Consider the following 12,719-nt stretch of genomic DNA (forward strand, 5'->3'; position numbering starts at 1 on the left):
AGGCAAAAGCACTTGGCGCTTTGCTAGGCAAAAGCACTTGGCGCTTTGCTAGGCAAAAGCGCTTCGCGCTTTGCCTGGGAAAACCGCTGCACAGTTTTGCGCGAGATGCTTTAGGCTGCCCTTCATCAATCCTTCGTCGGCGCCGAAGGAGCGATCGGTTTTGCCGGGGCTGCGGCCGGTGCCGGCGTCGCCGGAGGTGCTGCGGGTATTGCCGGCTTTGCCGGAGCCGCAACCGGTTTTGCCGGTTTTGCACCATCGAGATTTCCAAGGAGGGACGAGATGGCGTTGTCGCCTTCGAAGCCGGCCTCCTTCAGCAACCTGTCGAGGATAGGCTTGTTGGCCTGATAGGACAGGAGCTGCCCGGCCAGGCCCTCGCCGAGACCGATGCCGCTGTCGCCATTCGCTCCATTTCCGCGACCGAGCATGCCGCCAGTATCGAAGATCCTGATATCGGAGATCTTTTCGATCGGCTTGACCGCCTCGGCAAGTGCCTCGGGAATGATGCGGATACGCTCGCGGGTGATCTCGAACTCGATGATCGTCTGGCTGAGCTTGTTGCGGGCTTCGTTGAGCAAAGCCTCGCTTTCCGCCGCTGCCTTGCCGGTTTCGAGAACACCCTTGGCCTTGATGATCGCCGCATCCGCTTCGGCGTTCGCCAGCGTCTTGATCGCTTCGGCCTGATCAATCGCCGCCTGTTTCTCGGCCTCGGCGCCGACGGTGACGGCGGTCGCTTCGGTTTCGGCTTTCTTGCGCGCGTCGATCACGGCAATCTGTTTTTCGCGCTCGGCAATCTCGATCGCCTTGGCCGTGCCGACCTTTTCCTCTGCCGCGATTGCCAGCGCTCGGGCGGCTTCGGCGGTTGCCTTCGCCTCGGATTCCTCGCGGCTCTTAGTGGCGACGGCGATCGCGCTTTCCTGGGCGACAATCTGAAGGTCGCGCTTGGCTTCGGTTTCGCGTTGCTGGACGGCGCGGGCCGCGTCGATGTTGGCGCTTTCGCGGGCCTGCTTGGCGGCTGCCTCGCGTTCGGCGATCGCCTGTTCGGAGGCGATGCGGGCTTCTTCCTCGGCGCGTTTTGCCGCCTGCTCCTGCTGGGCGGTTTCGGCGCGCGTCGCCGCGGATTTGTTGGCGATGTCGCGTTCCTGGCTGAGTTCGGCTTCCCGTTTGGTCCGCTCGATGGTCAGCGACTGCTGGCGAGCCTCCAGATCCTTCTGGGCGATGGCGACTTCAGTATCGCGAACGATCTCGTTTCGCTCCTTCTTGCGACCCTCGGTGATGCGGGTCAATGCTGCAAGACCTTGCGCATCGAAGAAGTTGTTGGCGTTGAAGTGCTTGATATCGGTCTGGTCGAGGCGTGTCAGGGACACGGATTCGAGCTCGAGGCCGTTCGACTGGAGATCGGCGCCGACGGCTTCCTGCACGGCCTTGACGAAGTCCATGCGCTGTTCCTGCAGCGCGTCGAGATTCATCGTCGCGGCCACCGAGCGGAGGCCGTCGACGAATTTCGCTTCGATCAGGATACGAAGCGCCTCGGCATCGTTGGTGCGGTTGCCGAGCGTCTGGGCGGCAAGCGCAATCGAGGAGGCGTCGGGTTTGACGCGGACGTAGAACTCGGCGCCGATATCGACGCGCATGCGGTCCTTGGTGATCAGCGCGTCGCCTTCGCCGCGGCGGACTTCCAGCCGCAGCGTCTTCAGGTTCACCCTGGCTGTGGAATGGAAGATTGGCAAGACGACCGAACCGCCGTCGAGCACGACTTTCTGGCCGCCGAGGCCGGTGCGCACATAGGCTTCGTCACGGCTGGAGCGTGTGTACAGGGAGGCGAGGACAAAACCGATGCCGAAGATCAGAACGATTGCAATGCCGGCCGGTAGAAGAATGTCATACATCATGACTGCTCCGTGAAAGATTGATTGTCCGATCCGGTGGGGTCCACCAGGGCGGGAATGGCGATAAACACATCTGCGTTGCGATCGACGAGGAGAACCTGCGTGCCGATCCCGAGAGGCTGTTGATCCTTGGCAGCTCTGGCTCTCAGCACATGCCAGTTTCCATGCTGGTCCTTGACGCGGACGCGTCCCGGCAGTCCCTGATCGAGCGGGCCGAGGGACACTTCGGCAGTCCGGCCGACGAGGGCGTCGAGATCGACTGCATAGGTCTCGTCGTGCGGCACGATCCGCGCCACGGTTCTGCTCGATGCCCTGACCATGGGGAAGGTGATCAAGAGGGCGGGAATGACGGCGATGACGGAGGGCAGCGGCGCCCAGAATGTGTTGGCGACGGCCTGGACGGCAAAGCCGGCAATGGCGAAGAAGCCGAGTGTCAGCATCAGCAGAATGAGCAGGGGAACGCCGCCGAGATTGAGCCAGGAGAGATAGCCAGCAATGCCGTCATGGCCATGGAAATCCGGCTTTCCGAGAAGTTCCGTGATCGAAAAACCCATGACGGTCGCCAGCATCTCGATCGCCGTCAGGCCCGCAAGCACGGCGGCGGCAATGGCAAAGGGAGCACATTCGGGCGCGAAGAAAAGTCCCATCGGCGTTACCGGTTATCCGTCTTGAAGCGTGCGAGGCGTGCCTCGATCGCTCGTTCGCGGTGCAACCGGTCGAGTTCGTCCAACTCGGAACTATTTGTATGCTCGGCTGATGGCACGCCGGTCAGCCGCGAGACCGCCGCTGCGGCGCGGGCGGCACCTGCCCCGGGCGTCGGTCTGTTGTGGCCGGCTGCGGCCTCTTCGGGATGCTTGGCGATGCTGCGCTTGAAATCGGCAAGGCGGGCGTCGGCCTCGCGGCGGGTGGCGAGCACGGCCTGGAGGGCTTTCTGGCCTTCGTCCAACTGCTCCCGGGCATCGGCTAGCGCCTTGTCGAGCGCTGCGATCTGGGATTCGAGATCAATCTGACGGGCGACGCCGGCTTTTGCAAGATCATCCCGTCCAGAGGAAACGGCAAGGCGGATCTTCGCGTTGAGTGCGTCCATGTCTTCGACGATTTCGTCCTTGCGGCTCTGGATGCGGTATTCCTCAGCGCGCGCCCTGCCGAGGTCGGTGCGGGCTTCCTCGGCCGCCGCATCGATTTCGCGGATCGCCTGTTCGATGACGGCGATCTTATTGACGCCTTCCGCTTTGTCGATCGCTGCATTGGCGATACCCGCGATCAGGCGTCCCATGCGTGAAAGAATGCCTTCATTCGTCATGTTTTCCTCCATCCGAGCGGAATTCGGCGTGACGCCGATGTTAATCTCGTAGCGATCGTGGTCCGCTACAAGGTATGCGGGAAAAATACTCTCCCATCCCTTGGAATAACCCGCGACATCGAAAGGCACGGCAACACGTCCGTGCACCGTAGCGATCGTGAGATCCGAGGGCCCCTTGATGGCGAAGAGCTTGTCGTCGAGCGGCAGTTGCAGCGGATCGGGGAGGACGCCCCGATTGGCGGCGAAATCACGAAGGCCGAGCGTGACCAGCCGCGCCGGCAGGCCCGTCTGCTCGCGAACGGTCTCGTAAGCAAGATCATGCAGGACGACGAGATTGGCGCCGGCCTTGTCGTCGATCAGTTCAGTCAGGATGTCGATCATCCTGCGATAGGCGGCAATGGTGTCATCAAGCGCCTGCCGGGCCTGATCGTCAGGCGCCAGCATGTATTGCAATAGCGACGGATGCGATGTCTTGCTCGTGGGTGCCATGGACAAAACATAAAGCACCGCTTTTGTGCTTTCAAGAGGAAGCGCAAACAAATACAACCTTTGTTTAACGTATCGTTAGAGGCGTCGGGCGACGCCAAGTTGCAAGAAGCAGAGTTCGAGACATTCCGGCCTACATCTGCCGATGGAAGAACCGACAGCAGATCGGCTCCCTTCTCTATGGAGCGGCCGTGCGCGCCTCGCGAATGCCGGCGCTGATACGGTTGATAATGGTCCATATGAGAAGGAGAGCCACCACCGCCCAAAGCCACGAAGTCCATGTTGCAAACGTACCGCCCACCGCGACAAAGATGCCGAGCGCGCCAAAAAGCACTGCGCGGTCGCTCTTGCCGAGCGGCCCGTCGTAACGCCGGCTTGCCCCGACCGTCTGACCCAGAACGCCGGTAAATTCCGTCAGCGCCGAAAGGAATATAACGGCCATCGCCACCACCAGGCCGTTTGGATCGATGAGCGCAAACGGCAAATACAGGGCGACATCCGACACGACATCGCCGATCTCGTTCAGATAGGCGCCCAACATGCTCTTCTGCCCATGTTCGCGCGCGAGCATGCCGTCAATGGCGTTTAGGCCCATGCGCAGGAGAAACCACACAGGTATCAGTAGGAACCAATGCGGAAGCGGAGCAACGCTCAGAAAGAGGCCGAGTGCAACCGAGACGGCGGCGGCAAGTGAAGTCACCTGATTGGCGGTGACGCCTCGCGCCGCAAGGAAGTGCACCAGAGGGCGAAGAATATTCTGAAACCGGGACTTCAATTGATAAACAGACATGCGACCTCATGGAATTTCGTGGCATCGGATAAATCTATTCCGGCTCCGGCGGTGCAGATCGTCGTACTTGTGGGGAAGTCCGTACTTCATAGCGGTTCTCGCATAGGACTTACATTTGCGACTAGACTTTTGCAATGAATGCAAATCACTGTTCCGCTAATGGTTGCAACTCATCCATCGATCAGAATTGGAGAAAACCGTGCTGCAAACTGCCGATAGTGGGCATTCGTCATCGACGGCCAGACCAATGCGTGAATCCGAATTTGTCTCGCATGACGGCACACGGCTCTTTTATCGGATGTGGCCTGCGACGGGTGCCGCAGCGAAGGGCGCAATCATCCTTCTCCATCGCGGCCACGAGCATAGCGGCCGCGTCGCCCATCTCGCAACCGAGCTCGGCTTCGATGATTTTGCCTTCTATGCCTGGGACGCGCGCGGCCACGGGCGTTCACCGGGAGAGCGCGGCTATTCGCCATCCTTTGCCGCCTCGGCGCATGATCTAGATTGTTTCGTCCGCCATGTCAGCGAGACAAGCGGTACTGCCGTCGAAGATATCGCCGTCATCGCGCAGAGCGTCGGCGCGGTTCTCGCCACCACCTGGGTGCACGATTATGCGCCGCCGATCCGTGCGCTTGTGCTTGCCTCGCCGGCCTTCAGCGTCAAGCTCTACGTGCCTTTTGCCAAAGAAGGCATTGTGCTCTGGGAAAAGCTCAAGGGGACATTCTTCGTCAATTCCTATGTCAAGGCGAGGTTTCTGACACATGACCCTGAGCGCATCGCCTCGTACGAATCCGACCCGTTGATCACCCGGCCAATTGCCTCCAACATCCTGTTGCAGCTCTATGAGGCGGCAGCCCGCGTCGTCGGCGACGCCCGAGCCATCACCGTCCCGACCCAGCTGCTGATCTCCGGCAGCGATTGGGTGGTGCGACATGCGCCGCAGCACCGGTTTTACGAAAACCTCGGCAGCCGGATCAAGGAACGGCATGTGCTTGCCGGCTTCTACCATGACACACTTGGCGAACGGGACCGCGCGATTGCTCTCGCCGAGATCCGCCGTTTTATCGATGCGCGTTTCGCCGGGCCCCGGGCGCCTGCCGACCTTCGCACTGCCCATATCCAGGGCTATACCAAAGATGAGGCCGACCGGCTCGCGAGCCCTCTGGACGCCGCATCCCCACGCGGCATCTACTGGGCGCTCAGCCGCCTCAACATCAGGCTCGGGGCACTGGTGTCCGAAGGCATAAAGACCGGGGTCAGGACCGGTTTTGATTCCGGCTCGACGCTCGATTACGTCTACGAGAACAAGCCGCGGGGGCTCGGTCCCGGCGGACGGTTGATCGACAAGGTGTTCCTAGATGCGATCGGCTGGCGCGGCATCAGGCAGCGCAAGCTTCACTTGCAGGAGCTGATAGACCGCGCGCTGCAGCGCCTGAAAGCAGCCGGCCGCAGTACCCATATGCTCGACATAGCGGCCGGGCACGGCCGTTATGTCCTTGATGCGATCGAGGCGGCTGCCGTGCGTCCCGATAGTGTACGGTTGCAGGATTATTCCCCCATTAACGTCGACGCCGGCCGCAACAGCATCGCCGCGCGGGGACTGGGTGATTTCGTAAGCTTCCGCCAGCAGGATGCCTTTGACGGCGAGGGGCTGGCTGCCATCACGCCGGCTCCGGATCTCGCAATCGTCTCCGGCCTGTATGAATTGTTTTCCGACAATGCGATGATCATTGCTTCGCTCGATGGGATTGCCCGCGCGATGCGGCCCGGCGGACTGCTCGTCTACACCAATCAGCCATGGCATCCACAACTGGAGATGATCGCCCGCGCTCTGACCTCCCACCGCGGCGGCCAGGCGTGGGTGATGCGACGGCGGACGCAAGAAGAAATGGACCAGCTGGTCGCCGCCGCCGGCTTCCGCAAGATCGAACAGCGCATCGACCAGTGGGGCATTTTCACCGTCTCGCTGGCGGAGAGAGTGTGAGGGCAAAGCCGTTGGGGCAGGCACGTTCAACTCTTTCTGAGGCAGCGCCGGTCCTGAGGCGGGCAGCGCTCTGGCTCCTCTTCCTGGCGCCGTTCTTCTATCTGACCTATGGCGGCGCCAATTGGATGGCGTCGCAACGCGCTCATGTGCCGAACATCGCCTTCGCATGGGAAAGCGCCATTCCGTTCTTCGCGTGGACGATCATTCCCTATTGGTCGATCAATCTGTTCTACGCACTCTGCCTGTTTATCAACACGACGCCACGCGATGTGGATAGGCTCGCGAGGCGTTATCTGACGATCCAGCTAATAGCCGTTGCTTGCTTTGTCGCGTTTCCGCTCGAAGCAACCTTCGTGCGGCCGGCCACGAGCGGCCTGCCCGGTTTCATGTTCGCTGTCCTCGGTGGCTTCGATAAGCCGTTCAACCAGGCGCCGTCGCTGCATATCGCGCTTCTGGTGGTGATCTGGGACCATCTGCGCGGCCGGCTGCCGCGGAGGGCACGGCTTTTTTGGCACTTCTGGTGCTTCCTGATCGGCGCCTCTGTGATGACGACGTGGCAGCATCAGGTCATGGACATACCGACCGGCATGCTGCTCGGTCTGTTTGCCGCCTGGCTTTTCCCGCGCGATGCCGGTTCGCCTCTCGCGAATTTTGCGATGAGCGCCGATCCGAAGTCGCGCCGTCTTGGCGTCTACTATCTGTGCGGTGCCCTCGCATTACTCAGTCTTGCAGTGCTCTGCACGCCTCTATCGGCCGCAGCGCTTCTATTGCTCTGGCCGGCCGTGGCGCTGGCGATCGTCGCAGTCGGATATTTCGGCGCCGGCCCGCAGATATTCCTGAAAGGCAGCGACGGCCGGGCTGCGTTTGCCAGCCGCTGGTTACTGGCGCCCTACCGGCTCGGCGCTGTCATCAACGTTTGGCTCTGGACCCGCAAAATGCCGGCATCGGTGGCGATCGCTGATGGTGTCCATCTTGGCCGTTTTCCGCGTCGCCACGAGGCCAACCGTTTTGCCACGGTGATCGACATTACCGGCGAACTTCAGCGCCCAAGCGGGACGCTCGCGGGCTGATCCAGCTTTCCAACCCTTGATCTGACTGGCCTCGACAAGATCCAGACCCGAGCCGCGGCGAACCTTATCGAGGTTGCGCGCCAGCAGGGACCGGTCCTCGTCTGCTGTGCGCTCGGTTTCCAGCGGAGCGCCGGCGTCGTGGTGCGCTGGTTGCTCATCAGCCGACGTTGCGACAATCCAGCCGAAGCGCTGCGGCTGATCGAACGGGCGGGGTGGCGTGTCTATCTGCCCGTGGAAAGTCTCCATGCTGTGGCGGAGGGCTTGCAATGACGCAGTGGAATAGCACGGCCTCCGCGGCTGCGCGAAATCTCGGCCGCAATGCGATCTTTTGCGGGCTGACAGCGTTGTTGCCACTGATTGTCGGCCCGATCACCGCGGCATATCGAGGTTTCGCTCCAACGCTCGGCTGGCTCTTGATGCTCGTTTTCTGCGGTATTGTCCTTGCGCTGGCGATCCACCTGCTCTTCGATGCGCTGTTATTTCGTCTCGCGTCGAGCCACGAGACAGAGGCCGCCGGCCTTGCCGCCATTGACGACCTCTTGTCCCGGATGCAGCTTCGCAAGCCTGACGGGACGCCGCGTGGCCTCGAGAAGCGGATTGCCGGATCGCGCCGCATCGTCTGGCAGCAGCGTTTCGCGCTCGCCATCTATCTCGTGATTTTTGCGATTCTTCTGCTCGATGCGTGCGCCGGCCAGCCGCTCTGCTGAGCGCGTCTCAAGCAGGTTCACTGCCGCCCTGCGATGATCGACGAGTTCACGTTGTTGATGTCGCGCCTGCCGCAGAGCGCCATGGTAATATCCATCTCCTTGCGGATGATGTTAAGCGCCATCGTTACGCCCTCCTTGCCCATGGCGCCGAGGCCATAAAGGAACGGGCGGCCGATATAGGTGCCTTTGGCGCCGAGCGCCACGGCCTTCAAGACGTCCTGGCCGGAGCGGATGCCGCCGTCGAGATGGACTTCGATGCGGTCACCGACGGCATCGACGATCGCAGGCAGCATGCTGATCGAGGAAGGGGCGCCGTCAAGCTGGCGGCCGCCGTGATTGGAGACGACGATCGCATCGGCACCGGTGTCGGCGGCAGCCTTCGCATCTTCCGGATCGAGCACGCCCTTGATGATCAGCGGGCCGCCCCATTGCTCCTTGATCCAGGCGACATCGGCCCAGGAGAGCCGGGGGTCGAACTGCTCGTGCGTCCATGCGGCGAGCGAGGTGATGTTGGTGACATTTTTCGCGTGGCCGATGATGTTGCCGAAGGTGCGGCGCTTGCTCTTGAGCATGTCCAAGCACCAGAAGGGCCGAGTCGCCATCTGCCAGATGTGCTTCGGGGTGAACCTCGGCGGCGCCGACAGGCCGTTGCGCAGGTCCTTGTGGCGCTGGCCGAGGATCTGCAGGTCGGCCGTCAGCACCAATGCCGAGCATTTGGCGGCCTTGGCGCGGTTGATCAGCCCGAGGACGAAATCCTTGTCCCTCATCACGTAGAGCTGGAACCAGAAAGGGCGCGTCGTCACCGAAGCGACATCCTCGATCGAGCAGATGCTCATCGTCGACAGCGTGAAGGGAACGCCGAACTCCTCGGCGGCGCGCGCCGCCAGCATCTCGCCATCGGCATGCTGCATGCCGGTCAGGCCGGTCGGCGCCAGGGCCACCGGCATCGACACTTTCTGGCCGATCATCGTCGTTTCCAGCGTGCGGTCGCTCATGTCGACCATCACCCGCTGGCGCAGCTTGATGCCGCTGAAATCACTCTCGTTCGCCGCGTAGGTCGACTCCGTCCAGGCGCCCGAATCCGCATAATCGAAAAACATCTTCGGCACACGGCGCTGCGCGAGCGTTTTCAGATCGGCGATGGTGAGCGGATTGGCCATGAATTGAACCTTCACATCTGAATGCGGCTATCGGCCGTACCATGAATTCGATGGAAATGTTACGGGCATTCGAAGGTCTTTCGCGGCGGCGTGCGTAAAAGCCGGCCATTCCTCCCAGCCGATATCGCGAAGGTCGCTGGCTCCATCGATGACGCGCACGATACGGACGTCATCGCTATCGCAGGCGTAAAGAACAAGCCATCTTTCAACCACCAGGATCCGGGCACCTCTGGCAATGTCCGGTCGCTTGGGACCCATCTGAGGGTGCCGTTCGAGAGAAGCAATGCGCCGTTCGATGCGGTCGATGACCGTATCGGCTATTGGCTGGCCGCTCTTTTCGGCGATCCAAAGCCATAGGTCCAGCATGTCCGCGCGGGCGCGCCTCGAATAGACAACAGCGGCCATCGATCAGGTTTTTGATCCGGCAAATCGCCGGCGCCCTTCGGCCTTTACGGCATCGATGTCCAAAGGAGCGAAGTCCCCGCTTTTCATTCCTTCCTGCCACGCATTACGCAGGCGTTCGGTCTCGCGGGCTTTTGCGCTGTCGCGCTCTTCCAACAGCCGCAGGGCTTCGCTCACGACATCGCTCGAAGAGCTGTAACCACCGGAATCGATCTTTCTCTTGATGTAGCTCGCCAGCTCATCGGGCAGTGAAACGGTCAGGTCCATAGGCTATCTCCTCGGAGAAGTATGGGAAGATCGGCGGATTTTTGCAAGTTCGCTAAAGGTTCTTTTTCAAAGCGACACCCGCCACATAGGTCTCGGCGATTGCCCTGTCGTCGCCCATCGTCTGCAGCAGGAAGAGTTCTTCGGGCAGCGTCTTCACCGCTTCCAACTTCAGCGCCATGGCCGGGGTCGCCGCCGCGTCGAGGACGACGAGATCGGCCTCGGTGCCGGACTCCAGCGTGCCGATCCGATCTGCGAGCGACAGGGCTTCGGCATTGCCGCGCGTCATCAGGTAATAACTTTCCAGTGGGTTCAGTCGTTCGCCGAGCAGCTGCTGGATCTTGTAAGCCTCGTCCATCGTCCTCAGCATCGAATAGCTGGAACCGCCGCCGATATCGGTCGCAACACCGATGCGGACCGGCTTTTCGCGCCGCGCCAATGCCTTCAACGGAAACAGGCCCGAGCCGAGGAAGAGGTTCGAGGTCGGGCAATGGACGGCGACAGCGCCCGTCTCGCTCATCACATCGGCTTCGCGCTCCGACAGGTGGATGGCATGGCCGAACAGGCTTTTCGGCCCGAGCAAGCCGTAACGGGCGTAGATGTCGGTATAGTCGATCGCCTCGGGATAGAGCTCGCAGGTGAATTTGATTTCGTCGGGGTTTTCCGAAAGATGCGTCTGGATGTGCAGGTCGGGAAATTCGCGGGCAAGCGCTGATGTTGCTTCCATCTGCGCCGGCGTCGAGGTGATGGCGAAGCGCGGGGTGATGGCGACATGGTTGCGGCCCTTGCCGTGCCAGTCCGCTATCACCTGGCGAGTCTCGTCATAGCCCGTTTCGGGCGTGTCGAGCAGGCCCTGCGGAGCGTTGCGGTCCATCATCACCTTGCCGCCGACCATGCGCATGTTGCGCTTCATCGCTTCGGCGAAGAAGGCGTCGGCCGAGGTCTTGTGCACGGAGCAATAGGCGACCGCCGTCGTCGTGCCGTGGCGGATCAACTCGTCATAGAAATGCGTGGCGATCCTTTCAGCATGTGCCGTTTCGACGAAACGGCATTCCTCGGGAAAGGTATAGGTGTTCAGCCATTCGAGCAGGTTGGCGGCATAGGAGGCGATCACCTGCATCTGCGGAAAATGCAAATGCATGTCGATGAAGCCGGGCAGGATCAGATGCGGGCGATGGTCGATCTCGACCACATCAGCGGCTGCCTTTGCTTTCACGTCGGCATAGGGGCCGGCCGCCGCGATCAGCCCGTCTCCGATCAGGAGGCCGCCATCCTCCTCGTAGAGATAGCTCTGGCTGTCGGTCAGACTCAGCGGCGCGCGATGAAAAGAAAGCAGGCGGCCGCGCAGGAGTGTCGTCGTCATTGTTTCTTGCCTTCGACTGCGCTTTCGAACCAGGCGACCAGCAGCTTGCGTTCGTCCGGCGTGATATCGGTGATGTTGCCGGGCGGCATGGCATGGCTGCGGCCCGCCTGTATATAGATTTCGCGGGCATGGGCGGCGATTTCCGCGTCGTTTTCGAGCATCACGCTCTTCGGCGGCCGCACAATGCCCTCATAGGCGGGCTCAGCCGCATGGCACATGGAACAGCGCGTCGAGACCAACTGTTTGACCGCGGGAAAGTGCGGATCGCCGGCAAATTGCTGGAAGGCCGGCGCGACGGCTGCCGCATCCGTTTCGCCGGTCAGCAGTTTCGGCACCGTCGAAAGCCACATGATCAGGATGAAGAGGACGAGGGTAACGATCCAGGTCCAGGTCGGCCGGCCTTTCCTCGCATGGGTGGTATTGAACCAGTGGCGGATGGTGACGCCCATCAGGAAGACAAGCGCCGCGATCACCCAGTTGAACGCCGTGCCGAAAGCCAGCGGATAATGGTTCGATAGCATGAAGAAGATGACGGGCAGCGTCAGGTAGTTGTTGTGCAGCGAACGCTGCTTGGCGATCTGGCCGTATTTCGGATCGGGCGTGCGGCCGGCGATGAGATCGGCAACGACGATCTTCTGGTTCGGGATGATGATCATGAAGACGTTGGCCGACATGATCGTCGCGGTGAAGGCGCCGAGATGCAGGAAAGCGGCGCGGCCGGTGAAAAGCTGCGTATAACCCCAGGCCATGAAGACGAGCACGACATAGAGTACCGCCATCAACCCCCAGGTGTTCCGGCCGAGCGGCGATTTGCACAGCAGATCGTAGACGATCCAGCCGAAGGCCAATGACGCCAAGGAGATGAGGATCGCCGCCGGCGGGCTGATATCGAGCACGTGCCGATCAATCAGGAAGAGGTCGGCGCCGCCGTAATAGACGATGCAGAGCATCAGGAAGCCGGAAATCCAGGTGAAATAGCTCTCATATTTGAACCAGGTCAGGTGCTCCGGCATTTGCGCGGGCGCGACCAGATATTTCTGGATATGGTAGAAGCCGCCGCCATGGACCTGCCATTCCTCGCCATAGGCGCCGGGCGGCAGATGCGGGCGTTTCACCAGTCCGAGATCGAGCGCGATAAAATAGAAGGACGATCCGATCCAGGCGATCGCGGTGACGACATGGAACCAGCGCGCCGCGAAGGCGAACCATTCCCATGCTATGGCATATTCATACATCGAGTTCCCCTATCTTCCTCCGACTCGTGACATTGCGGAAATTTTGGCGGGGAGGGAAGAGGAGATTGA

General features: G+C 61.3%; 11 protein-coding genes and 1 pseudogene. 3 read left to right on the forward strand and 9 right to left on the reverse strand.

The features are described from left to right. Nucleotides 1–125: 125 nt before the first annotated feature. From ACS4RS_RS13205 to ACS4RS_RS13220, 4 genes are all read right to left on the reverse strand, one after another. Nucleotides 126–1,889: a flotillin domain-containing protein gene (locus tag ACS4RS_RS13205; RefSeq protein WP_439010622.1), complete on the reverse strand. Its 1,764-nt coding sequence runs from the start codon at nucleotides 1,887–1,889 to the stop codon at nucleotides 126–128. Next, nucleotides 1,886–2,533, reverse strand: coding sequence for an OB-fold-containig protein (locus ACS4RS_RS13210; RefSeq protein WP_439010621.1), 648 nt, complete (start codon nucleotides 2,531–2,533; stop codon nucleotides 1,886–1,888). Before ACS4RS_RS13210 ends, ACS4RS_RS13205 begins: the two co-directional genes overlap by 4 nt. Nucleotides 2,534–2,538: 5 nt before the next feature. Continuing rightward, nucleotides 2,539–3,678, reverse strand: a complete 1,140-nt coding sequence (locus ACS4RS_RS13215; RefSeq protein WP_439010620.1) for a PspA/IM30 family protein — start codon at nucleotides 3,676–3,678, stop codon at nucleotides 2,539–2,541. Between the two features lie 175 nt (nucleotides 3,679–3,853). Beyond that, on the reverse strand, nucleotides 3,854–4,465 hold the full coding sequence (locus ACS4RS_RS13220) for a CDP-alcohol phosphatidyltransferase family protein (RefSeq protein ID WP_439010619.1): 612 nt from the start codon (nucleotides 4,463–4,465) through the stop codon (nucleotides 3,854–3,856). 199 nt (nucleotides 4,466–4,664) lie between these two features. On the opposite strand from ACS4RS_RS13220, the gene ACS4RS_RS13225 reads away from it, so the two are divergent. The 3 genes and pseudogenes from ACS4RS_RS13225 to ACS4RS_RS13235 all read left to right on the forward strand — a co-directional run bounded on the left by ACS4RS_RS13225 (nucleotide 4,665) and on the right by ACS4RS_RS13235 (nucleotide 8,226). Further along, nucleotides 4,665–6,449, forward strand: coding sequence for an alpha/beta fold hydrolase (locus tag ACS4RS_RS13225; RefSeq protein WP_439010618.1), 1,785 nt, complete (start codon nucleotides 4,665–4,667; stop codon nucleotides 6,447–6,449). 11 nt (nucleotides 6,450–6,460) lie between these two features. After that, a pseudogene (locus ACS4RS_RS13230) lies at nucleotides 6,461–7,789 on the forward strand (phosphatase PAP2/dual specificity phosphatase family protein). Further along, entirely contained in the window at nucleotides 7,786–8,226 is a 441-nt protein-coding gene (locus tag ACS4RS_RS13235) for a hypothetical protein (protein ID WP_439010617.1), read from the forward strand. Before ACS4RS_RS13230 ends, ACS4RS_RS13235 begins: the two are co-directional and overlap by 4 nt. Before the next feature lie 17 nt (nucleotides 8,227–8,243). On the opposite strand, the gene ACS4RS_RS13240 is transcribed toward ACS4RS_RS13235, so the two are convergent. From ACS4RS_RS13240 to puuD, 5 genes are read right to left on the reverse strand one after another with little or no spacing between them, the layout of a single operon-like run. Beyond that, the gene (locus ACS4RS_RS13240; protein WP_439010616.1) at nucleotides 8,244–9,386 is read right to left on the reverse strand and encodes an L-lactate dehydrogenase; all 1,143 of its coding nucleotides are present in this window, start codon (nucleotides 9,384–9,386) and stop codon (nucleotides 8,244–8,246) included. A 27-nt stretch (nucleotides 9,387–9,413) separates the two neighbouring features. Beyond that, entirely contained in the window at nucleotides 9,414–9,791 is a 378-nt protein-coding gene (locus ACS4RS_RS13245) for a type II toxin-antitoxin system RelE/ParE family toxin (RefSeq protein ID WP_439010615.1), read from the reverse strand. A gap of 3 nt (nucleotides 9,792–9,794) precedes the next feature. Next, complete coding sequence (locus tag ACS4RS_RS13250) at nucleotides 9,795–10,055, reverse strand: type II toxin-antitoxin system ParD family antitoxin (protein ID WP_439010614.1); 261 nt, start codon at nucleotides 10,053–10,055, stop codon at nucleotides 9,795–9,797. 52 nt (nucleotides 10,056–10,107) lie between these two features. Beyond that, nucleotides 10,108–11,415, reverse strand: a complete 1,308-nt coding sequence (gene guaD / locus ACS4RS_RS13255) for a guanine deaminase (protein WP_439010613.1) — start codon at nucleotides 11,413–11,415, stop codon at nucleotides 10,108–10,110. Beyond that, nucleotides 11,412–12,650 carry a urate hydroxylase PuuD gene (gene puuD, locus ACS4RS_RS13260; RefSeq protein WP_439010612.1) on the reverse strand — a complete coding sequence of 413 codons (1,239 nt, stop codon included), beginning with the start codon at nucleotides 12,648–12,650 and terminating at the stop codon, nucleotides 11,412–11,414. Before puuD ends, guaD begins: the two co-directional genes overlap by 4 nt. Nucleotides 12,651–12,719 lie beyond the last annotated feature (69 nt).

The sequence above is a fragment of the Rhizobium sp. F40D2 genome, from assembly GCF_051810745.2.
Lineage (GTDB): Bacteria > Pseudomonadota > Alphaproteobacteria > Rhizobiales > Rhizobiaceae > Rhizobium.